Origin of the sequence: Alteromonas sp. Cnat3-28 (genome assembly GCF_022348265.1) — a bacterium.
GTDB lineage: Bacteria > Pseudomonadota > Gammaproteobacteria > Enterobacterales > Alteromonadaceae > Alteromonas > Alteromonas macleodii.
In genome coordinates, this window is the sequence record NZ_JAKREY010000006.1 from 204,729 (window position 1) to 228,444 (window position 23,716).

The 23,716-nt window shown below is 44.9% G+C and carries 18 protein-coding genes and 1 other RNA gene; 11 read left to right on the plus strand and 8 right to left on the minus strand.

Translation table 11 applies throughout. The features are described from left to right. Positions 1-2,049, plus strand: coding sequence for a pyruvate dehydrogenase complex dihydrolipoyllysine-residue acetyltransferase (gene aceF, locus MHM87_RS08645; protein WP_239258627.1), 2,049 nt, complete (start codon positions 1-3; stop codon positions 2,047-2,049). Between the two features lie 132 nt (positions 2,050-2,181). After that, positions 2,182-3,603 (plus strand): dihydrolipoyl dehydrogenase, encoded by a 1,422-nt coding sequence (gene lpdA / locus MHM87_RS08650; RefSeq protein WP_014950394.1) that lies wholly within the window; start codon positions 2,182-2,184, stop codon positions 3,601-3,603. Positions 3,604-3,759: 156 nt separating this feature from the next. On the opposite strand, the gene MHM87_RS08655 is transcribed toward lpdA, so the two are convergent. Then, on the minus strand, positions 3,760-4,842 hold the full coding sequence (locus MHM87_RS08655) for a LysR family transcriptional regulator (protein ID WP_239258629.1): 1,083 nt from the start codon (positions 4,840-4,842) through the stop codon (positions 3,760-3,762). 404 nt (positions 4,843-5,246) lie between these two features. On the opposite strand from MHM87_RS08655, the gene MHM87_RS08660 reads away from it, so the two are divergent. The 7 genes from MHM87_RS08660 (at position 5,247) to MHM87_RS08690 (ending at position 13,856) form a co-directional block, all read left to right on the plus strand. After that, entirely contained in the window at positions 5,247-6,524 is a 1,278-nt protein-coding gene (locus MHM87_RS08660) for an efflux RND transporter periplasmic adaptor subunit (protein WP_168462675.1), read from the plus strand. Beyond that, on the plus strand, positions 6,524-9,646 hold the full coding sequence (locus MHM87_RS08665) for a multidrug efflux RND transporter permease subunit (protein ID WP_239258631.1): 3,123 nt from the start codon (positions 6,524-6,526) through the stop codon (positions 9,644-9,646). The genes MHM87_RS08660 and MHM87_RS08665 overlap by 1 nt, the downstream gene beginning before the upstream one ends. Positions 9,647-9,809: 163 nt before the next feature. Next, the gene (locus MHM87_RS08670; protein WP_239258633.1) at positions 9,810-10,520 is read left to right on the plus strand and encodes an SIMPL domain-containing protein; all 711 of its coding nucleotides are present in this window, start codon (positions 9,810-9,812) and stop codon (positions 10,518-10,520) included. A 271-nt stretch (positions 10,521-10,791) separates the two neighbouring features. After that, complete coding sequence (locus MHM87_RS08675; RefSeq protein WP_239258635.1) at positions 10,792-11,082, plus strand: DUF1289 domain-containing protein; 291 nt, start codon at positions 10,792-10,794, stop codon at positions 11,080-11,082. A gap of 40 nt (positions 11,083-11,122) precedes the next feature. Next, a complete protein-coding gene (locus tag MHM87_RS08680; RefSeq protein WP_239258637.1) occupies positions 11,123-11,947 on the plus strand; it encodes an HDOD domain-containing protein in 825 nt (274 codons plus the stop codon). A gap of 133 nt (positions 11,948-12,080) precedes the next feature. Then, positions 12,081-12,884, plus strand: coding sequence for a DUF481 domain-containing protein (locus MHM87_RS08685; protein WP_110288254.1), 804 nt, complete (start codon positions 12,081-12,083; stop codon positions 12,882-12,884). Between the two features lie 213 nt (positions 12,885-13,097). After that, positions 13,098-13,856, plus strand: a complete 759-nt coding sequence (locus MHM87_RS08690; RefSeq protein ID WP_014950387.1) for a DUF481 domain-containing protein — start codon at positions 13,098-13,100, stop codon at positions 13,854-13,856. 126 nt (positions 13,857-13,982) lie between these two features. Here the strand turns inward: MHM87_RS08690 and serA are convergent, their stop codons facing one another. From serA to ssrS, 7 genes are all read right to left on the minus strand, one after another. Then, positions 13,983-15,212: a phosphoglycerate dehydrogenase gene (gene serA, locus MHM87_RS08695; RefSeq protein ID WP_014980012.1), complete on the minus strand. Its 1,230-nt coding sequence runs from the start codon at positions 15,210-15,212 to the stop codon at positions 13,983-13,985. A 348-nt stretch (positions 15,213-15,560) separates the two neighbouring features. Next, a complete protein-coding gene (gene rpiA / locus MHM87_RS08700; RefSeq protein ID WP_014950385.1) occupies positions 15,561-16,217 on the minus strand; it encodes a ribose-5-phosphate isomerase RpiA in 657 nt (218 codons plus the stop codon). 90 nt (positions 16,218-16,307) lie between these two features. Continuing rightward, positions 16,308-17,081, minus strand: coding sequence for a 5-formyltetrahydrofolate cyclo-ligase (locus MHM87_RS08705; protein WP_239258639.1), 774 nt, complete (start codon positions 17,079-17,081; stop codon positions 16,308-16,310). Positions 17,082-17,229: 148 nt separating this feature from the next. Next, positions 17,230-18,858 carry an ATP-binding protein gene (locus tag MHM87_RS08710; RefSeq protein WP_275443378.1) on the minus strand — a complete coding sequence of 543 codons (1,629 nt, stop codon included), beginning with the start codon at positions 18,856-18,858 and terminating at the stop codon, positions 17,230-17,232. 66 nt (positions 18,859-18,924) lie between these two features. Continuing rightward, positions 18,925-19,866 (minus strand): nucleoside hydrolase, encoded by a 942-nt coding sequence (locus MHM87_RS08720; protein ID WP_014977204.1) that lies wholly within the window; start codon positions 19,864-19,866, stop codon positions 18,925-18,927. 22 nt (positions 19,867-19,888) lie between these two features. After that, entirely contained in the window at positions 19,889-20,785 is an 897-nt protein-coding gene (locus tag MHM87_RS08725) for a ribokinase (protein WP_014950380.1), read from the minus strand. 21 nt (positions 20,786-20,806) lie between these two features. Beyond that, a non-coding RNA gene (gene ssrS, locus MHM87_RS08730) (6S RNA) lies at positions 20,807-20,989 on the minus strand. A 594-nt stretch (positions 20,990-21,583) separates the two neighbouring features. Here ssrS and MHM87_RS08735 point away from each other — a divergent pair. Both MHM87_RS08735 and pepP read left to right on the plus strand, forming a co-directional pair. Next, positions 21,584-22,150, plus strand: a complete 567-nt coding sequence (locus MHM87_RS08735; RefSeq protein ID WP_239258641.1) for a UPF0149 family protein — start codon at positions 21,584-21,586, stop codon at positions 22,148-22,150. Between the two features lie 76 nt (positions 22,151-22,226). After that, positions 22,227-23,546, plus strand: coding sequence for a Xaa-Pro aminopeptidase (gene pepP / locus MHM87_RS08740; RefSeq protein ID WP_239258643.1), 1,320 nt, complete (start codon positions 22,227-22,229; stop codon positions 23,544-23,546). The last annotated feature ends 170 nt before the right edge of the window (positions 23,547-23,716 follow it).

Sequence of the window (23,716 nt, forward strand, 5' to 3'; positions counted from 1 at the left end):
ATGTCAGATATTCAAAAGATTATCGTACCCGACGTAGGCGGTGACGAAGTTGAAGTTATCGAGCTATGTGTTGCCGTAGGCGACAACATTGAGGCTGATGAAGGCGTTGTTACTGTTGAAAGTGACAAGGCGTCAATGGACATCCCAGCACCGTTTGAAGGTGAGATTGTTAGCCTGTCTGTATCAGTAGGCGATAAAATCAAAGAAGGCGATGTGATTGGTGAAATGAAAGTTGCCAATGGTGACAGTGCCGATGAAGGCGCGTCTGAAGAAAACGCTTCAGACGAATCTTCTAAAGAAGATGCACCTAAGCAAGAAGCACCAAAAGACGAAAGCAAGTCAGAAGCAGCGCCAGCTGCGTCTGGCAGCAGCGAAGTGATTGAAGTTGCAGTACCGGATATCGGTTCTGACGACGAAGTAGACGTAATCGACGTATTGGTTTCAGTGGGCGACACCATTGAAAAAGAAGATGGGCTAATTACCCTTGAAACCGATAAAGCAACCATGGACGTTCCTTCAACACACGTAGGTACGGTGAAAGAAGTATTCATCAGTACTGGCGATAAAGTGAAAGAAGGTACGGTTGTTATTAAGCTTGAAGTAGCGGGTTCAGGCTCGTCTTCAAGTGAATCGGCGTCTAGCGATGCTTCTTCTGAAGCGTCTGCACCGGCTGCACAGGAAAGTGCAAAGCAAGAGTCAGCGCCAGCGGCGTCTGCCGGTAGCGAGACTATCGAAGTTGCTGTACCAGATATTGGTGAAGACGGTGAAGTTGACGTTATCGATGTACTTGTATCAGCTGGCGATACCGTTGAAAAAGAAGACGGTCTTATCACGCTAGAAACTGATAAAGCGACCATGGATGTGCCGTCAACACATGCAGGTACGATTAAAGAAGTCTTTATTAAAGCGGGTGACAAAGTTAAGCAAGGCACCTTGGTTGTTAAGCTTGAGACCAGCGGTGGCTCGTCTTCAAGTGCAGCTGAAAAGCCTGCTGAAGCGCCTAAGCAAGAAGAGACTAAACAAGACTCACAGCGAGACGAGACTCAACAAGGGTCACAGCAGGAAGCCTCGCAAGGTCGCTCTCCTGTGCCTCCAGCGCCAGAAGCCAAGAATACAGGTAAAGCACATGCTTCTCCTTCGGTTCGCCGTATTGCTCGTGAGTTTGGTGTAGACCTTACTCAAGTTAACGGCTCTGGTCCTAAAAACCGTATCTTGAAAGAAGACGTTCAAGCCTATGTGAAAGCTGAGCTTGCGAAACCTCGCACAGCAGCAGCTTCAGGCAGTGCTCCTGTGGGCGACAACGTACTTCAAATCGTTCCGGTTAAGCCTGTTGATCACAGCAAGTTTGGCGAGATTGAAGAACAAAAGCTTTCTCGAATTCAAAAGATCTCTGGACCGTTTTTACACCGTAACTGGGCGACTATCCCGCACGTTACGCAGTTCGACGAAGCAGATATCACTGAAGTTGAAGAATTCCGTAAAGAGCAAAACGCTTACCACGCGAAAATTAAGTCTGGTCTTAAGATCACACCACTAGTATTCGTTATGAAAGCGGTAGCGAAAGCGCTTGAGAAATACGAAGTATTCAACTCATCACTGTCTGACGACGGCGAGAGCTTAATCATTAAGAAGTTTATCAACATTGGTATTGCGGTTGAAACACCGGGAGGCCTTGTTGTACCTGTTATTCGTGACGTGAATAAGAAAGGTATTGAGCAGCTGTCTCAAGAGCTTATTGAAACATCTAAGAAAGCCCGTGAAGGCAAGCTTAAAGCGGCTGACATGCAGGGTGGAACGTTCACCATCTCTAGTCTAGGTGGTATTGGTGGCACGGCGTTTACGCCTATTGTAAATGCACCAGAAGTCGCCATATTAGGTGTGTCTAAGTCTGAGATGAAGCCTAAGTGGAATGGTAAAGAGTTTGAGCCGCGCTTAATGGTGCCGCTAAGCCTGTCATACGACCACCGAGTCATCGATGGTGCGGTAGGTGCAAGATTCTCTACTGAGGTTGCTGCAAACCTAACTGACTTACGCAGAATCATACTTTAAATAAAAGGTCGAAAAAGTTTACAATATCAGTAACATTTTCGACGATTTTATAAGCCCATTTGGTGGCATTTAGGTTATGCTATTACACAAAAGTAATAGCATGACCCTACAAGAACAGGATTGAGGTTCACAATGAGCGAAATTAAAACGCAATTGGTGGTACTGGGCGGCGGCCCTGGCGGTTATTCAGCAGCATTCCGTGCGGCTGACTTAGGTATTGAAACAGTTATCGTAGACTCACGCGACACGCTTGGTGGTGTTTGTCTTAACGTTGGCTGTATCCCTTCAAAAGCCCTTCTTCACGTTGCTAAAGTGATGAAAGAAGCGAAGCACCTTGCTAGTCACGGTGTATCGTTTGGCGAGCCTACCATCGATTTAGATAAAATCCGCGAATACAAAGACGGCGTTGTTAAGCAATTGACAAATGGCCTTAGCGGTATGTCTAAAATGCGTAAAACCAAGCATGTACAAGGCTTCGGTAAATTTACAGGCGCAAACACCCTAGAAGTAAAAAATGGTGACGACGTTACTACTATTACTTTCGAGAAAGCGATTATCGCTGCGGGTTCTGAGCCAGTAAGCCTACCGTTCATCCCAGAAGATGATCGTGTAATCGACTCAACTGGCGCACTGGAAATGAAAGACATTCCAGAGAAAATGCTAGTACTAGGCGGTGGTATCATCGGTCTAGAAATGGGTACTGTGTACGAAGCACTTGGCTCGAACATTGATGTAGTTGAATTCTTAGATCAGCTAATTCCAGCAGCTGACAAAGACATCATGAAAGTGTTCATGAAAGACTACAAAGACAAGTTTAACATCATGCTTGAAACCAAAGTGACTGCGGTTGAAGCAAAAGACGATGGCTTGTACGTAACATTTGAAGGTAAGAACGCACCTGCTGAGCCAGTGCGCTACGACAAAGTACTTGTTGCTGTTGGTCGTAAGCCAAACGGTAAGCTAGTTGGCGCAGATGCAGCTGGCGTAAACGTTGACGAGCGTGGCTTCATCAACGTTGATAAGCAAATGCGTACTAACGTTGACCACATCTTCGCAATCGGTGACCTTGTAGGTCAGCCAATGCTTGCGCACAAAGCGGTTCACGAAGGTCACGTTGCTGCAGAAGTTATTGCTGGACAGAAGCATTACTTCGACCCACGTGCTATTCCTTCAGTAGCGTACACTGAGCCAGAAGTTGCTTGGGTTGGTCTAACTGAAAAAGAAGCGAAAGAGCAGGGCGTAAGCTATGAAACAGCAACGTTCCCATGGGCTGCTTCAGGCCGTGCAATTGCATCTGATGCAACTAACGGTATGACTAAGATGATTTTCGAAAAAGAAACGGGCCGCGTAATCGGTGGTGCTATGGTAGGTACCAACGCGGGCGAAATGCTTGGCGAAATCGGCCTAGCTATTGAGATGGGTGCTGATGCTGAAGACGTAGCATTGACTATCCATGCTCACCCAACGCTTAACGAATCAATTGGTCTTGCGTCTGAAATCTTCGAAGGAAGTATTACTGACCTACCAAACCCGAAAGCAAAGAAAAAGAAGTAAATTAGCTTCTTTGTTCGAACTAAGAAAAAGCCGCTCTTTGAGCGGTTTTTTTATTAGGGCTTTGAATGTTTTAGAACCACTTTACCTGCGATAGCACAACGCAATGACGAACATGTTAAGTCTCGCCGAGTGGGTAGTTGTCTAAGCAAACTGGTATTAAGCCGTTTCTTTTCCAACCGCTACAGTGTCGAGTCTTTTGTCCATTTCATCATTGCTGGGCGTTTTCAAATGCGCTGGCGTAAATTCTTCGCAGTCCATATTGCGCTGGTCCATAAAGCGCTTAACCGTTTCGGCGCAATAGGCTTTTCTACAGCATTGAGAGAGCAGCATTTCATGACGTTGTACACGCTCGCGAATAAATCTAACTACGAGTCCTCTAAGCCACTGTAAACCGGCGTCTTGATCCTGACGTTTGTGCCACATCACAGATAGCGGAGAGCTGACAATTTCTATTGGCGTTTCAAATACCGCCAGTTCCCCTGAGAAAATTTCTTTTTCCATTACCAAAGACGGTGCTACACAAATAAGGTTGCTCTCTTTTAATAACGGTGTAGCGTTATAAAACTGGTTTACTGACATTGCCACGCGGCGTTTAAGGCCTAAATTCGCCAACACCTGATCTGTAGGGCCAGTCACATCGCCTGTAACAGAAACCAGAAGATGATCAGCCGCGACAAAGTCTTCTAAAGTCAATTGAGATTTTGCTAATGGATGATCGGGGCGCATTACCACAACCCAGCTTGGGTCGAGAACATGTTCGGCATGAATAACAGAGCCAGGCTTCTGATATTTAGAGAAAGTGAGCTCTGCTTCAGCGTCCTTGAGTATTTTGTCGGTTTCCATGTCGTAATTAGGAATGGCATGGATGTTAATACCTGGCGCTTCATTCTCAATCACTTTGCGTAGCGGCCCCCACACCATAGAAACGATGCTGTCAGTTGCAGCTATACGAAAGGTACGCTTAGCTGTTGCAGGGTTAAAGTCAGTTGGGTTAACGGCGACTTCGAGTTCGCCTAAAGGGCCCTGAATCTGACTCCATAAATTTTTAGCAAATGAGGTAGGCTGAATACCACGGCCGTCTTTAACGAACAGTTCATCTTTCCAAGCTGTGCGCATACGAGAAAGTGCGTTAGATACCGCAGGTTGCGTCATCGACAGCCTGTCAGCTGCGCGGGTAATTGCACCCTCGGTCATGATGGCATCAAAAATCATCAATAAATTTAAATCATGTGGACGCATGGTTGTCTCCGGTGTCTATTGCGGACAATCTACTTTCACCTATCGAACAATGAAAAAAGCTGCCATTTACTTCTTTTTTGGCTATGTAATTTAACTGACATAGTTTAGTTATAGGTTATAGCTAAAAGCATTTATTTTCCAAATGAATGCGACGAGCGACACTGGTACACTGTATCGCTGTAACCGTTGATTTCCCTAAGCTCTCGCTTTTTATACGGTTATTCTCATTTTCTCTGCGAAACCACTCTTCTAAATCTTTAAAAGCGGTTGTCTCTGTCAGCCCGATTTTCAATATATAATATCATATGATGTGTTGCATATAAAAAGATAATTATTTTTATTGTTGGTGGCGATACATAATGCACAGCATCAAACTTTAGTTTAATTTTTAAGAGAATCTTGCAATGAAAACTTTTACCCGTCTATTGGCAATAGTAAGCCTAACTGCGCTTGTCGCTGCATGTGGTGGTGACGAGCAGGATCCGAGTCAATCAATGAGCGCTGGCACAAATGCTGGTGTTCCAGTTGATGTGGCAACGGTAGTGTCTCAGCGTTTAACCGAGTGGGATAATTTTACAGGCCGTTTAGAGTCTCCACAAATTGTAGCGCTTCGCCCTCGCGTGTCGGGCTACATTGACTTTGTTGCATTTGACGAAGGCGAATATGTCGAACAAGGGCAAACCCTATTCTTAATTGATAACCGCACGTTTAAAGCAGAAGTTGATCGATTGACTGCACAGCTTGAAGAAGCCAAAAGTCGCGTTCAGTTGGCTGAGCAAAACTATAGTCGTGCTTTTAAACTTCGTAAAACCCAGGCGGTTTCTGAAGAAGTTCTTGATGCCCGTTTAGCTGAGAAAAACCAAGCGCTTGCAAGCTTAAACCAAACGCAAGCCGCACTTGAAGTAGCGCGCCTAAATCGAGGCTTTGCTCGTGTTGAAGCACCTATTTCTGGACGTATTTCTCGCGCAAACATTACTGAAGGTAACTTTGTTACCGCAGGACAAACAGAGTTGACTCGCATCGTATCGACCGACCGTTTATATGCGTATTTCGATATTGATGAGCAGACCTACCTAAACTATCTAACCGATAAATCAGCGGCTTCAACAGCAGTGAGCGAGCAGCCAGTAGCGATGCGCCTTGCTAACGAGTCTGATTATAACCACTGGGGTCAAATTGATTTTATCGACAACCAGGTTAACGGTAGCACCGGCACACTTCGCGTTCGCGCCGTATTCAATAATGAAGAAGGTCGCTTAATTCCGGGATTATTTGCACACTTAAAATTGGCAGGTGACACCGATGAACAGGGCATTCTTATTAAAGAAAAAGCTATCGGCACAGATCTTAATAATAAGTTTGTACTGGTTGTAAACGACGAAAGTAAAGTGGAATACCGTGCGGTTAAGCTAGGCGACAAAGTGGGAAGCATGCGCATCATCACAAGCGGCTTGAACGTAAACGACACCATTGTGGTTGATGGCTTACAGCGCGTTCGCCCTGGTGCCCAAGTTGCCGCTAACGAAGTGCCTATGGGTGATGAAGATGCTTTGGCAAATTTATCTAGCTGGCAGTCACGTGTTGATAATGCAACACAAGTAACCCAAAACATGGCGCAGTATGAGGATGTTTTATCTGGTGGTTCATTTGCCACAGGTACAGCAACAGCAGGTCTTAAGTAATGAACATTTCGCAGTTTTTCATTAGCCGCCCGATTTTTGCGGGCGTGCTTTCCCTACTTATTTTTATAGGTGGTGCAATTGCTGTCTGGCAACTACCTATCACTGAATACCCAGAAGTAGTGCCGCCTACCGTGGTGGTAACTGCGAATTATCCCGGTGCAAACCCAGAAGTTATCGCCGAAACAGTTGCAACGCCGCTAGAACAAGAAATTAACGGTGTTGAAAACATGCTGTATATGTCATCACAGGCAACCAGTGATGGCCGTATGACGCTAACAATTACGTTTGCCATTGGTACGGATCCAGATGAAGCCACGACGTTGGTACAAAACCGTGTAAATCGCGCGACACCGCGTTTACCTCAAGAAGTGCAGCGCTTAGGTGTGGTAACTGAAAAATCGTCACCAGATTTAACCATGGTAGTGCACCTGACGTCGCCTGATAATCGTTATGACATGCTTTATCTTTCAAACTATGCTGATCAGTTTGTTAAAGACGAGCTAGCGCGAATCAATGGCGTTGGGCAAGTGCGCCTGTTCGGTGCTGGTGAATTCAGCATGCGAGTATGGTTAGACCCTAACAAACTGGCTGCGCTCCAGTTAAACCCTGGCGATGTGGCAGCAGCTATTGCCGACCAAAACCAGCAAGCGGCGGCAGGTAGCCTAGGTGCACAGCCTACGGGTACCAGCGAATTTCAGCTGCTTATCAATGTGCGCGGCCGTTTAAAAGATGAAGCCGAATTTGAAAATATTATTGTTAAGTCGGGTGAGAATGGTGAAATAACCCGTCTTAAAGACGTTGCTCGTATCGAACTAGGTTCAGAGTTTTATGCACTGCGTTCACTTATTAACAATAACCCTGCGGCAGCGGTGCCGGTTTTCCAAGCACCAGGCTCTAATGCAATCCAAATTTCAGATGACGTTCGCGCTCGTATGGCGGAACTGTCTAAGGCGTTCCCTGAAGGCCTTGAATACGAAATTGCCTATGACCCTACCGTATTTGTTCGCGGTTCAATTGAAGCGGTAATTAGTACACTTCTTGAAGCTGTATTGTTAGTTGTACTTGTTGTTGTGCTGTTCTTACAAACATGGCGTGCGTCTATTATCCCACTCGTTGCAGTGCCTATTTCACTTGTGGGAACGTTCGCCTTTATGCAGCTAATGGGCTTCTCGCTGAATGCACTGTCGCTGTTTGGTCTAGTGTTGGCAATCGGTATTGTTGTGGACGACGCCATCGTTGTTGTTGAAAACGTAGAGCGTAATATCTCTGAAGGCAAAGCGCCGTTTGAAGCCACCGTACAAGCAATGAAAGAAGTAACCGGTCCTATCATTGCCACAACACTGGTACTTGCTGCGGTATTCGTACCTACTGCTTTCATGAGCGGTCTTACCGGTCAGTTCTATAAGCAGTTTGCGCTAACAATTACTATCTCTACGGTAATTTCTGCAATTAACTCGTTAACGCTTAGCCCTGCATTATCTGCATTACTATTGAAACCTCACGGTAAAGCGAATGACTGGTTAACCCGTTTAATGGATAAAGTGTTTGGCCGCTTTGTATTTTCACCGTTTAACCGTTTCTTTGACCGTAATTCAAAGCGCTACACTGGTGCTGTGGGTGGGCTTATCCGTAAGAGCAGTATCATCATGGTGCTTTACGCGGGTCTGCTAGGGCTCACTTACTTCCAGTTTGCCAATACACCAACAGGCTATGTTCCTCCGCAAGATAAGCAGTATCTGGTCGCCTTTGCTCAACTGCCTAATGCAGCAAGCTTAGACAGAACTGAAGAAGTGATCCGTGAAATGTCTCGTATTGCTATGGAACACCCTGGTGTTGAAGATGCAATTGCATTCCCTGGCTTGAATATTAACGGGTTTACCAATAGTCCAAGCTCAGGTGTGTTGTTTGCAACCCTGACTGACTTTGATAAAAGAACGACGCCTGATCTATCTGGTGGCGCCATTGCTGCACAGCTTAACCAGAACTTTGGGTCTATAAAAGGTGCCTTTGTGGCAATATTCCCGCCGCCACCAGTAATGGGGTTAGGCACGATTGGTGGTTTCCGTTTACAGGTTGAAGACAGAGGAAACCTGGGCTTTGAAGAACTTGAGCGTGTAACGCAAGAAGTGATTGGCAAAGCGTGGGCACACCCAGCGCTTACCGATGCATTCACTAGCTTCACTGTTGCTGTACCTCAGCTCGATGTGGATGTAGACCGTGAAAAAGCGGTAAGCCAAGGTGTAAACATCGATACCTTGTTTACCACCATGCAGGGCTACTTAGGTTCGTTATACGTGAACGACTTCAACTTGTTCGGTAGAACTTACCAAGTAAATGTACAAGCTGATGCTCAATATCGTCAGGATATTGAGAACATTACCCAGTTTAAAGTGCGTAATGCACAAGGTGAGATGATCCCGCTTGGCTCATTCTTGAACATTGAGCACAGTGCAGGCCCTGACCGTGTTATGCACTATAACGGATACGTCACCGCTGAAATAAACGGTGCAGCAGCGCCAGGCTATTCTTCTGACCAAGCGAAGGCCGCTATTGAAGAAATACTGGCTGAAACGTTACCACTTGGCATGACTTACGAGTGGACTGAGATCACCTATCAGCAAATATTAGCGGGTAATGCATCAACGTTTGTATTCCCATTAGTTGTGCTTTTAGTGTTCTTAGTTCTGGCTGCGCAATACGAAAGCCTGCGTTTGCCACTGGCAATCATATTGATCGTTCCCATGACCTTGCTGAGCGCGCTTATTGGTGTGCAAGTTTATGGCGGCGACAACAATGTTTTTACCCAAATAGGTTTGATTGTATTGGTTGGCCTTGCAACGAAGAACGCTATTCTTATTGTCGAGTTTGCAAAAGAGTTACAAGACAAGGGGATGGACGCGCTTTCAGCCATTAAAGAAGCCAGTCGCTTACGTCTTCGTCCAATACTAATGACATCCATTGCTTTCATCATGGGTGTGCTGCCAATGGCGGTATCAACCGGTGCCGGCTCTGAAATGCGTCAGGCCATGGGTGTGGCAGTATTCTCAGGCATGATTGGTGTTACCGTATTTGGACTTATCTTAACTCCGGTATTTTATTACCTGATACAGCGTAAAGGTTAACTCTCCCGTCTACCCAAGCGTTGCCCTCTTAAGGGGCTCTTTAGGCCACTCATTTGAGTGGCCTTTTTTTTGCCACCATTGGTCAGCTTTTATCTCGTTTTGTGAAACCGAAAAGCTTATATTCGCTTGTATCCTGTTGAAAACAGAAAGAATGGAGATTCGAATGAAAATAGGTGCGGCGATAGTAATGGCGATGGGCATGGTGGTTGCTGTGTCTTTGCTTGGTGTTCAGGTGTCTTCTGCCATGAACGATATGCAAACGTGGGATAGAGTAGTAACCGTAAAAGGATTGTCAGAGCGAGAATACATTGCTGATCAGGTTATTTGGCCTATTCAATTTGTCGACGCGGGCAATGACTTACCTCAACTGTATGAACATATTGAAAAGAATAGCCTTCAGGTAGCTAACTTTTTAGAAGAGAAGGGCATTTCAGCAGAAAGCATTACTATTGGAAAGCCAGAAATAAATGACAAATTGGCACAACAATATGGAAGTAGTGAAAAAGCGCCATTTCGCTACAGTGCCATTCAAACCGTTACTGTCTTTTCAAATGATGTTGAAAAGGTGCGAGCGCTTAGGCAGCAAATTGGGGAGTTAATTAAAACTGGTATTGTATTATCAGACCAAAGCTACCGCGCTCAGCCCGACTATGTATTTACCCGCTTAAACGAAGTAAAGCCGGAAATGATTGAAGAAGCTACGCTCAATGCGAGAGAGGTTGCGGAAAAATTTGCCAAAGATTCAAAAAGTACTTTGGGCAAAATTAAGCGCGCTAACCAAGGGCAGTTCAGTATTTCTAGTCGCGACAGTCATCATCCACATATAAAGAAAGTGCGCGTGGTTTCTACTATCGAATACACACTTATCGACTAGCGCATCAGGCTTTCGAACATGGTATAGCAGTCAACAGGCCGTATTTCGTGCTATGCTTTGTCATATCGAAAAGGCCTGCGAGTCGAATTGCTTAGTTTTAAAGCAGCGTGGCTTAGATGATTGGAATGCCTTACTGCTAATGTCTAGTGGCTAGATGTTGGAGTATGCGTTTTAATTTATATTGATAAAGCTAAAGCGTGGCCACTGTTGCTTGCTTGAAAATGCAGCCTAAGTGGTATTCGTTTCACCTTTTGAAGGTTATGCCACTGACATGACGGAACAAAAATCACAATCCCAACAGCTGGAGTTTTTTGAAATTCCAAGCCCATGCATTGGTGTGTGTGAGTCAGGTCCAAGGGGTTTCTGTAAAGGGTGCTATCGAAGTCGCGACGAGCGCCTGTACTGGCTTAAGGTTGATGATGAAACTAAACGTAAAATAATCAGCGCCTGTGCTCGGCGCAAAAAAGCGGTGCTGACGCGCGCTCGCAAGCAACAGCAAAAAGAGCTGGGGGAATCAATTGGGCAGTTCACGCTGTTTGATGATCCGCCAAGTTCAGAATAAGCGGCCTTGAGTTTGTAAAAAGTAGACTGAGAGTTTCTAGATGTCGTTAGATAAGTATGTTTCGTATGCCGCGAAATCATTTACGTTACCGGATATATGCGTGCGCCTGCGTTCAACATTAGACGATTCCCGTTCCAGCGCCGAGGATATTGGCGAGCTTATTAGTGCTGATCCCTCTCTTACCGCGAAGGTACTAAGGCTGGCAAATAGCTCGCTGTTTCGGTTTCCTTCTCAAGTAGAATCTGTTGCCAAAGCAATCAGTGTGATTGGAGGCGAAGCCCTGTATAACTTGGTAATTGCAGAAACTGCCAGCACAGCATTTAAACGCTTTGATACTAAGTTAATAAATTTAGACAAACATTGGTATGCATCAGTGTATTGCGGCATGGTGGCCAAAAGTCTTGCGATGAGACTTAACGTGCGCGGAGCAGAACGCTTCTTTGTAATGGGTATATTGCAAAACTTAAGTGAGCTGGTCGTGGCCAAGAAAGAAACTAAACGCTACCAGTCATACCTGAATGCTGAGACGAACGTGTTGCCTCACGTTAATCAGTTGGAGCATTTCGGTTTTACGTTTGCTCAATGCAGCGGTATCATACTAGAAAATTGGTGCTTACCTATTGGGTTGTACTATCCGGTAACGTTCATGAATGATGAAGCTAAACATAAATCTGATGTAGATATCTGCGTCCTGTGTTTAGCAAATCGAATTACGGTAAGTCAGTTAAATAAAGAAAGTTACGCTGACATTGAACTTTTTACCCCTGAGATAGCCAATACAGTAAGTCTCAACATGGAAGTGATAAGTAATTCAATTGAATACGCCGAACAAGAAACGGCAAAAATTGTGTCGCTTATTCACTGAGCTTTCGGTGCAACAACTCCGTTACTTTACTGATAATTAGCAAAATGTAGTAAAGCTCATCCAGAGGATTGGTATAACAAGCGTCGTACTAAGACGTAATCTAAAAACTATAAAGCTCAACGTAAATCAGATTATGTTCAAAAAAATCTTCCGGCCAAGCATTGTTGTTGGCATTGTTTGTTGCTGCGTGTGTGTGCACGCAAGTGCGAGGGATCTTATACAAACCCTCTATCACGCAGATTTCACGCCCGACACCGATGACGAAATTCCTCGTTTTACGCTAGACGGTGAACTAGGTGTACTTGTAAACACCGGAAACACCTCAGCTGCCAGTGTGAAAGCCGCGGTCAATGCTGACCATGAAACGGAAAATTGGAGCAGTATCTACTTCGCCGAGTTGCTCTATAAAGAAAGTGGCACGCCGACAACAGAGCGAGACATCAGCGCCCAGCGCTTTTTCACCAGCGCGCAGTTCGACTATAAACTCATGAATCCTGGTCGCCGTCTTTTTATGTACGGTGATTACGAAGACGATCAATTTACCGGTTACGATCATCGTGCTTCGCTGGCAGCGGGCTGGTCTCAGCGCCTCTGGCGCAGTGAAGACAGTGAGTTTCGCTATAGCATTGGTCCTGGCTACAGTTTTATTGAAGCTGAAGAAGATAATGAAAGCGTAGTCAACGATGGCATCATTGTAAGAGCGTCCGCCGAATACAAATACCACTGGAGCTCAGGTGCCAAGTTAAGGCAGTTTGTTAGCACTGAGGCGGGTGAAGAAAATATGAAATCGCGGTCAGAAACTTCGCTTTCAGCCAACGTATTCGGTTCACTGGCGATGAAGTTATCCTTCATACTAAACCATGAAACAGACACCGCCGAAGATGTTGCAGCCTTAAGCACAGAGACCTCCGTGGCGCTGGTCTATCAGTTTTTTTAGTCAATTAGTGTAAATTAACGGGTTATCTTTGGCTTTTTACCGTGTTCGCATTGACTGAGAGCTTTGAAAATGTACACTGCGCATCATTGTTTGTAGTGCTTGCTGTCTCGCGGCACTGTCTAGCAGATCTCTTTTAAAACTCGTGTTGTACCGCCTTGCAGTTCAAAAGGTATCGAGTACAACGAATGGACCGATAATCAATAGGATTGTTCAATGAAAAAGCAAGTGCTTGCATCTTTAGTTGCAATTTCTCTTTCTCCAGCCGCTTTCGCTCAAGACGATGAAGTTAAGCCTTTTACAATGGAAGGCGAACTAGGTTTTATTTCGACTTCAGGTAACACTGAAACCACGTCAATCAGTGCGGGTATTCAGGCTCACCAAGAGCTTGAAAAATGGAGTAACGACTACGTTTTAAAAGGTCTGTACAAACAGGAAACTGTTCAACAAGAAAATGATGCAGGCGAGCAAGAAGATATCGAGTTTACTTCTGCACAGAAGTTCTTTGGTTCAGCCCAGGGTAACTACAAACTAGAAAATCCTGATAACCGTTTATTCGGCTTCGCTTCATATGAAGACGACCGCTTTAGTAACTTTAATTACCAATCAACTATTGCGGCGGGTTGGAACCAAAAAGTACTTGAGAACAAGCGCCACACCCTTGAGTATTCAATTGGTCCTGGTTACTCATTCATCGAAACTCAGGATGGCGAGGATCTTGACAGCGTAATCGTTCGTGCGTCATCAGCTTATTCTTGGAAAATTTCAGATACCGCTAAATTTACGCAAACAGTGAGTACCGAAGTGGGTTCTGACAACACGAAATCTCGTGCTGAGTCAGCCCTTACAGCTACAATCAGCGGTAACCTTTCAATGCGTCTTTCTTTCAAACTTGATCACAACACCAATGTTGATGACGACGTTGAAAAACTAGACACAGAAACTGCAGTTAGCTTAGTCTACAACTTCTTCTAAGCCTACCTTATATGCTCAGCGCACTGAAGTAGGGCTGGGCACTGCAACGCATTGAAGTAAAATCACAGGCATAAAAAAACGCTGCACATTGTGCAGCGTTTTTATTTAGCCTTTAAACAACTCTTCTTAGTGAAGAATACGTGTCTTAATTGTGCCATCAATTTGCTGAAGCTCTGCAAGTGCTTCGTAACCACGGTCTTCTTTAACATCAACTACTACATAACCAATTTCTGCGTTAGTTTGTAGGTACTGGGCTTCGATGTTGATGCCTTTTTCTGCAAACGCTTGGTTAATCTGAGTAAGAATACCTGGCTGGTTTTTGTGTACGTGAAGTAGGCGTGAACGACCAGTATGCTCTGGCAGTGACACTTCAGGGAAGTTAACGGCTGACAGCGTTGAACCGTTGTCGCTGTACTTCGCGAGTTTACCCGCTACTTCAATACCAATATTTTCTTGCGCTTCTTGCGTGCTGCCGCCCACATGCGGGGTCAGAATGACATTATCGAACGCGCGAAGTGGCGACTCGAATTCTTCAGTATTAGATTTAGGCTCAACCGGGAATACATCAATAGCAGCGCCGTTTAGTTGGCCGCTTTCCAATGCCTTCGCAAGCGCATCGATATCTACCACAGTACCGCGAGACGCGTTAATCAAAATGCTGCCTTTCTTCATTTGAGACAGTTCTTTTTCACCAATCATATCTTGAGTTTGTGGTGTTTCAGGAACGTGAAGTGAAACAACGTCAGAGGTATTAAGCAGCTTTTCAAGCGATTTTACTTGGGCAGAATTACCTAGCACAAGCTTGTCTTCGATATCGAAAAATTGAACGCGCATACCTAGGTGTTCAGCAAGAATACTCAGCTGTGTGCCTATATGACCATAACCAATGATACCAAGTGTCTTACCACGGGCTTCATATGAGCCGACTGCCGTTTTTTCCCACTCACCGCGGTGAGCCTTGGCATTTTTACTCGGCACCTGGCGAAGCAAAAGGATAATTTGGCCAAGTACAAGTTCTGCAACCGAACGAGTGTTGGAAAATGGCGCGTTAAACACGGGAATGCCGCGGCGTTGGGTGGCTTCAAGATCAACTTGGTTGGTGCCAATACAGAAACAACCGATAGCCACAAGCTTTTGTGCTGCTTCAACTACCTTCTCTGTAATTTGAGTACGCGAGCGAATACCAACAAAGTGGGCGTCTTTAATTTTCTCAATTAACTCGTCTTCAGGAAGAGAGGTCTTGAGAAATTCAATATTGCTATACCCATTGCTTTTTAGTGTCTCCAAAGCACTTTGGTGAACACCTTCCAACAACAAAATTCGGATCTTATCCTTCTCTAATGAAACTTTGCTCATGAACTCGCTATCTCTCACTGATGTAATTTTGGTTTGCTTGCACCGCCAATCCAAGACTCTCAGAAACCTGCCAGTATGAAACACAAAGCTGTGTTTAACCTGCGCTGCAACGACATCGCTTTGCAGCTCTGAAAGCCTTGCTTGGGCGTTATTGCTACCAAGCTTTTATAATCACGTTGATTGCTTTCGTTATTAAGGAATTGGCCTTAACTAACGTAAAAGTTGAGACGCTTAGTGAACTTCTTTTAAGGACATCTAGACGTCTAAACGGAAACTAACAGAAAACGCGTTAAGTTGAAAGTAGTATTTTGTATAGCTTTTCACCGCACTATACGTCTTACTCAGTTATCACTTAAAGGTTTCAACACCACTATCTGTAGCACTTAGCACTATGTCCGCGCCTCGTAGTGCGAAAATGCCGTTCGTTACCACGCCAGGAATATTATTTATTTTTTGTTCTAGCTCACGAGGATTCAGAATCTCAAGGTTGTGAACATCTAAAATAACGTTGCCGTTATCGGTGACAACACCTTGTCTATATTCAGGATCGCCACCAAGCTTTACTAGCTCTCGTGCTACGAAAGAGCGAGCCATGGGAATAACTTCAACGGGAAGGGGGAACGAGCCCAATACAGGAACGCGCTTACTTTCATCAACAATACACACAAACGTGGTCGCCGCACCGGCTACAATTTTCTCGCGAGTGAGTGCTGCGCCTCCGCCTTTAATCATATGCTTGTGTTCGGTCACTTCATCGGCACCGTCGATATAAACCGATAGATTGCTGACTTCGTTTAACTCGAATACCTCAATGCCTAAGGCTTTTAAACGCTCGGTAGAGGCTTCTGAACTTGATACTGCGCCTTCAATTTTGTGTTTAATTTTACCGAGTTCTTCAATAAAGAAATTTACGGTAGAACCTGTACCCACACCGACAATGCTGTCTGCTTCAACATATTCGATGGCTGCTTTGGCTACGGCTTGTTTTTTTGCGTTCTGATCCATGGTCAATCTCCGACTTATTGTGTTCGCAAGTGTAACTTATAAGCGCACGTGAACCCACAAGTTCGTATGTTCAATTTGTTATAATGACTATCACGGTTTAGTGAATTGCAGTGTGCGCGAGGGCGTCACGATGGCATCAAGGGGGACATCCCATGGTGCAACGGGCAGAGCATCTACTTCTTGAATGTCGTGGGCAATACCCACTAACTTAGGCGTTTTACTAACCGAAAATGAATGTGAATCTGGCGCGCGTTGGGTAAAACTCAAAGTTCGGTCGTAGTAGCCGCCCCCCATACCCAGGCGATTGCCGTTTACATCAAACCCTACAAGCGGCATAAGAATAACGTCGCATTGCCTAACAGGAACGACGTTTTCACACGACAATACTGGCTCTTCAATGTTGTACTTATTCTTCACCAATTGAGAGTGCTGGGCATAAGACAAAAATAACAAATGTCCTTTACATACAGGGTGTAATACAGGTAGAGCGAATTTTTTATCATGTGAAGACTGCCAAATAGACTCGATAAAATAGGTTAAATTGACCTCGCCATCGTTAACCAAATATCCGGCTATGGTCGTGCTGTTATCAAGAAAGGGCAGTGTACGTAGTCGTGAAGCAATGCGCTTAGCGGCGTCCGTATGTTGCTGGTTAGTTAACCCTCGGCGTGCCTCGCGAAGCTTTTTTCTAAGCTGAGCGCGGGCCTGCATGTCTTCTTTAGAAACGCTTGTTTGTATGGTTTGCGACGGCGCAATCTGCGTTGTTTTCATTGCTAAAGCTGGTGCTGAAGCCGTTTCCGTTGAATTAACCTTGTTAGACGTCAACGATCTAGAAGTGCCGCTTCCTGAAGATGAGGGGGACATGGTAGAGGAGTTCTCCTGTCTTACAATTGAGTTAGCTTATACTACCACGGCTGTTAAAAAAGGTTTGTTGGGCTAGGTAAAGATGACTCAGGAAAAATCACTGTGGTAAAACTACTTAGATAAAGCTACTTAAATAAAACGAATAGATTCATTGGTCTGGATGCCCTAAATAGTGATTGAGCACACGCACCAATTCGCTACTATCTATGGGTTTAGTGAGAACGTCATCAAGACCTTGTTTTCGCAAATATTCAGGCTGGGTAATGGCATCGGCCGTCAATGCAACAATAGGCAAGTTTGGCTTAAACCCCTTTATTTTTACTGTTGCTTCATCGCCTTGAATACCTGGTAAATTAAGATCCATAAGAACTAAGTCGACGGGATTAGACTTGGCGTATTCAACGCCTTCCTCGCCAGTGCTTACCACAGAAAGCGACACGCCCAGTTTTTCAAACAAAGTTTGAATAACCACTTGGTTTATATAGTGGTCTTCAACTACCAATACATTTACTGAGTTATCTATGTTTACTTGGGCAACAAAGCTACGCGGTTGTGCCTCAACGAATTGGTTTGCGCTTAGGGCTTCGGCAGGTAAGGTCACACTTATTCGGGTACCGTGATTCAATTTACTACTAACTTCAATAGACCCGTCCATGAGCTCGACAAGGCGCTTCGATATATTTAAGCCTAAGCCGGTTCCACTTATCTGACGGGCGTTTTCCATTCGCTCGAAAGGTGTAAAAAGCCGCTTTTGATCGTCATCGCTCATGCCAATGCCTTGATCAATGACATTAAATATTACCTTGCCGCTTTTGTATTTTACCTGCGCTTTTACTGACTTGCCGTGATTAGTGAACTTAATCGCATTCGACAGCAAATTAAGCGCAACTTGACCAAATTTGGTGTCATCGAAAAACAACGAGTCGGGCACAGCGTCATCAATACTGGTGCTAAATACGATACCGCTGTCTTCAGCGCGGATCTTAGTAAGCGAAAATAAGTGGGTGAAAAAGTCTTTGGTATTCACCGCACGTGGCATCACACGCATTTTCCCCGCTTCTATCTGCTTTATATCTAAAACAGAATTTACTATTTCTAAAAGCCTTTCACCGCTTTGGCTTACATGAGAAAGCGGGGTGGTAAATGACGAGGGTAAATTTAACTTTTGGGCTTCGCCTTCAAGCAACTGACTAAACGTATTTATGGCATTAAGCGGTGTTCTAATTTCGTGGCTTACGTAAGAAAGAAAGTCAGACTTGAATTGACTGGTGCGCTCAAGCTCTCGGTTTTTCCGCTTTAACTCTAAATGTGCTACTACCGATTTACTTAAGGTTTGGAGCGAGGCTTTTTGTGTTTCGGTTAGCTTGCGTGGTTTGCTATCAATGGCGCACAGCGTGCCAATTGCATGGCCAGACGGGGTAATCAGTGGTGCGCCGGCGTAAAACCGAATATCAGGCGCGCCAGTCACCAGCGGGTTATCGTGAAACCGAGGGTCTAACGTAGCGTTAGGTATTTCAAACACATCGCTTTGCAAAATAGCATGTGAGCAAAACGCGATGTCTCGTGATGTTTCTTCTGCGTCTAAACCTACTCTTGATTTAAACCATTGGCGGTTTGGATCAATGAGGCTGATAAGCGCAATAGGGGTTTCACAAATTTGAGAGGCCAGGGCTGTAAGGTCATCAAAGAGTTGTTCAGCTTCAGTATCGAGTACGTCGTAGCTGAGCAGTTCGGCAAGACGTTCATCTTCATTTTGAGGGAGGGGCGCCGCTTTCATAACCGTTGAGTTTAAACCTAGCTGTAAATAAAAAAGGGATTGTGTATTAACAATCCCTTAAACATATCATAGAGCGTAGGTGTCTATGAATAGTTGTTCCAGCTTTTTGTGGTCAACTTTGGTCGCTACCTTTATGGTATTTGCTTCATTCCATAGTGGACTCGGTGTTGTACCTTTAGGCGCAACTACAGTTTGACCTCTATCTAGTGTCCCTGTACCAACGCGCACGTGACCTTCAGTCAGTTCAAATAGCTCAGGGTGGCGAAGGTGGGCAATCGGGAATGCATCGTGGAAGAAACACACGCGATCTTCACGGTTTTGCGAGTAGAAATCCATGTAGAACTGGGCGCTTTCTTTCACAAAACCACCAAGGGTATTGTTTTTCTCTTCAAGCTTTTCAACAAAGGCTGGCGAGAACGGCGTGAAGTTTGTTACGTCCAAACCAAACATGGTCAGCTCCCAGTCTGCTGCGAAAACGATTTCTGCTGCATGTGCATCGTTCCAAATGTTCGCTTCAGCTACCGGCGTAACGTTACCTGGTACAAACGCTGCACCACCCATTATGCTAACGCCTTTTACCAACTTAGGAAGTTCTGGCTCAAGACGAAGCGCAAGGGCCAAGTTACCTAGTGGGCCAATAGCAACAATGGTAACTTCGCCAGGGTACTTACGTGCCATATCAACGATAAACTGCGCAGAGCTGCGTGGGTCAAGCTCGGTTTTAGGCGCTTCAGGTTTAATATGACCGAAGCCGTGCTCACCGTGTACGAAGTGTGCGTACGTTGACTCTGGGCCAACCCATGGCATGCCAACACCTTTGGTTACAGGAATATCTTTACCTGCAATTTCGCAAAGTGTCAGTGCGTTTTGCGCTGCCATTGTTACTGGAACGTTACCGTAAACGGTCGTTAAGCCAAGTACTTCAATGTCTGGAGACTGAAAGGCGAAAAAGATCGCCATTGCATCATCAATCCCCGGATCCGTATCTAATATGATCTTATGTGCCATCAATTTATCTCGGTGCGTCTTGCTAGTTGGCGTGTTTCGCTAAGAAACGATCCACTTCTTTTTGTGTTGGAATACTCTGCGCTGCGCCCTCGCGTGTTACCGCAATGGCTGAAGCTGCACACCCGCGACGCAATGCTTGTTTAGCATCGGTGTGGTTGCTGTATGCAGACAGGAAATAACCGATAAAGGTGTCACCGGCTGCGGTGGTATCTACCGCGTCTACAGAGAATGCTTTTACTTCTACAACATCGTTTTTGCGCAGCATCATTACACCCGCTTTACCCAGTGTAATAATAACTTCGCTGTGTGACCACTGCTCTTTGAACACTGTCACAATATCTTCAAGTTCTTCTTTACCGGTAATCGCAGCAGCTTCGGTTTCATTTACAATAAGTAAATCTACACAGTCTAACGGAAGCTGTTTAACCGACTCGCTCATAGGCGCTGGGTTAAAGGCTACTTTAAGCTGCTTTTCTTTCGCTTGGCGAAGTACTTCTTCAATGCTGCTTGTTTCATTTTGGGTTAGTACCCAATCTGAAGGACGCGTATCGTCTAACGCTTGCATTACGGTTTTTGCGGTAATGGTTTGGTTAGCACCACCAAATAATACAATAGCGTTTTCACCGCTAGGCGTGACTTGGATAATCGCGTGACCTGAAGGAACTTCTGAGCACTTTACGCCACGACAATCAACACCCTTCTTAATAAGAGCTTGTTTAAATGAGGCGTCGTTTTCGTGAATGCTGCCGACGTGTCTTACGTCTGCACCTGCTTGCGCTAAAGCAATAGACTGGTTTGCACCCTTACCACCTAATAAGGTTTGATAATGGGTAGAGGCCAACGTCTCACCAGGTTGTACAAAGTGATCTACCTGATAAACGTGGTCAATATTTATAGAGCCAAAATTTATTATTGCCATTTCTTCTTCCGTCGAAAGAGGGCGCTTCCCAGAATGCCGCTGTCCATGTTTCGCCCGTGAACCGAAAAGTTCAGGGCGGAAGTATCACAATTGCCGTAGGCTTCTCGATACGCGTCGAGCTTGCACAATAGCAGCTGTTTCAACTTCCTTGGTTTAAAGCATCGGCCAGGGACATGAATGAACTAGCAAACATCCCAGGAAACATTGTTGTTGTATTAACGCAACAGGGTATAACAAACGCGAGATCCAGTGAAGAGGATCACCTAAAGCGCTTTATAACTATTTTGCGTGGTGATTATAAAAGCGGTAAAAAAATATTACTTTTCTTGACCAGTTGGTCAGCAATTATACACGCATATAAGAGAAGCTCAATAATAACCAATCAGCTATTCAGGCATTAAAGGCTAATGAACGTTGTCACGCTGTTGCTAAAGGAATTCCGTATCCAACACCAGCGATCTTAGATGAAATCTGACGATGTTGCTAGCCGTCCGGCAACGAATTTAGCGAAATAGCCGCAAATTAAACATCGTTTGAACAGTGAGTAAACAACGTTTAAGTAGCGTTGTGTAAAGTGTGTACGACACAGTGTTATTAGACCTTGAATGTACTTTTGCTGTTTGTTCAAAGTTAGAGCAGTGGCAGGGCAAAAGGAGGCGTTACACATTGATTTTTGCTAGTATTAACTCCATCAAGAGATGACAGTGACGTAAGTCGCCGCCAAAATAGACGGTAATTAATCGCTAAATAAAAGTGGCGCCTGTATCTCAAACTATTCAAAACAAAAGAGAACAATTCGTGGAAAAACAGCTCGATTACGATAGCGTAAGTAATAAATTGTCTCAACAAGGCGTAATTGTTGATGCTGCAGAAGTGCATGGCATCCTGTGCGGTATGCTTTGCGGAGGCATGTCGCTTACCGACCAAAAATGGCTAGAAGCGTTAAGTGAAACCATTAATCAGGGTGATGCGTTTAGCGACCCTACCCAGCACCTTTTAAATAGTCTTTTCAATCAAACCTGTCAGCAGCTTCTTGAGCCTGAATTCGCGCTCAATTTGTTACTTCCTGATGATCAAGCGCCTATCAACGATCGCGGTGCTGCGCTAATAAACTGGGTGCAAGGTTTCATGCTTGGGTTTGGTCTACACCAGCAAGACCTTATGGAATGTTCTGACGACGTAAAAGAAGCACTTGAAGACTTTTCAGATATTTCACGTATGGAAGAGCCAATGGACGCGGACGAAGAGTCTGAGAAGGCGCTGTTAGAGGTTGAAGAATACGTGAAAATTTCAGCAATTTTATGCTTCAGCGAACTTGGCCAATCACTTCTAGATGATCAACAAGACACGCCATCCGTACACTAGTAATTAACTGAAGATATTAAAAGTGGCCGTAAGTCGCCACTTGTTTTAACGAGATTTTTTTAGGGTTTTCTCTTTTATGATTAGTGCGCAAGAGTTTATCTCCAGGCAGGACCGACTGCTTGCACAGTGCGAGCCGAACAGTGTGTGTATTGTGCCAGCAGCAGGTATGGTAACCCGAAGTCGCGATACCGAATATACGTTCAGGCAAGATAGCGACTTTTGGTATCTGACAGGATTTGAAGAGCCTAATGCTTGGTTGATATTGTCTAACCACCCTCGTTACGGTGAAAGTTATCGTGCAATGGTGGTACAAGAGAAAGATAAGAGTGCAGAAATTTGGCACGGCAAACGGTTAGGAGCCGAAGCTGCACTTGCCCGATTTAGTCTAGATGAAGCGTTTGAGTTGCAAGAACTTGAAGAAGCGCTGTTAGCGTCAATTCAAGGTCAAGACAATGTGTACTTTTCGTTGGGTCACAAGAAAGACAATGACCTGTTATTTTCTGAAGCGCTAAACACCTTGCGCGATGCGCCTAAAGAATCACTGGCGCCAAGGGCGATTCACGACTTACAGCCTATTTTACACGAAATGCGTTTATTCAAGTCAGCATGTGAAGTGGCCATGATGAAAGCGGCGGGTGAGATAAGCGCACGTGCGCACAAGCGAGCTATGCAGTTCGCCGCGCCTGGTTGTTACGAGTACCAGCTAGAAGCTGAAATTCACCATGAATTTGCGATGGCGGGAGCCCGTTCACCTGCTTATAGCACTATTGTTGGAAGCGGCGACAATGCGTGTATTTTGCATTACACGCAAAATAACGCGCAGGTAAATGACGGTGACTTGATCTTGATCGATGCAGGTGCTGAATATCAAGGTTATGCTGCGGATATCACGCGAACGTTTCCTGTAAATGGAAAGTTCACGCATGCTCAGCGCGAAATTTACACCGTTGTATTAAAAGCGCAAAAAAGCGTGCTAGATATGTTAGCGCCCGGCGTTACCCTGTCACAAGCCATGTTACATAGCGTAGAAATTATTACTCAAGGTTTAGTTGACCTTGGCGTTCTTGAAGGTAGTGTGGCAGAAAACCTTGAAAATGAAACGTGGCGTCAGTTTTACATGCATGGTTTAGGGCACTATTTAGGTCTAGATGTGCATGATGTTGGCAACTACAAAATTGACGGTGAAGACCGTCCGTTAAAGCCTGGCATGGTGATCACTGTTGAGCCCGGCATTTACATTAGCCAAGACAGCAACGTGCCGGAAAAATACAAAGGCATTGGTGTAAGAATTGAAGATGATGTGGTGATTACTGCGACGGGTGTCGATATTCTTACTGCAGATGTGCCAAAAGACATTGATGAGATTGAAGCACTTATGGCTGAAAGCAGAGCCTAGTTGTCAAAATTTGCTAAGTCTACCAAGGTTTGAAAAACTGCGATAAGTGTGAAATACGGAGTTTTGGTTTGAGTTAGCGGTTCAAGTTACCGGTTTAAACTACCGGTTTAAATTACGCTAAAAACTAGCCTTTAATATAAAGAAAAAATCTCAGAATTAACGCTTTTAAT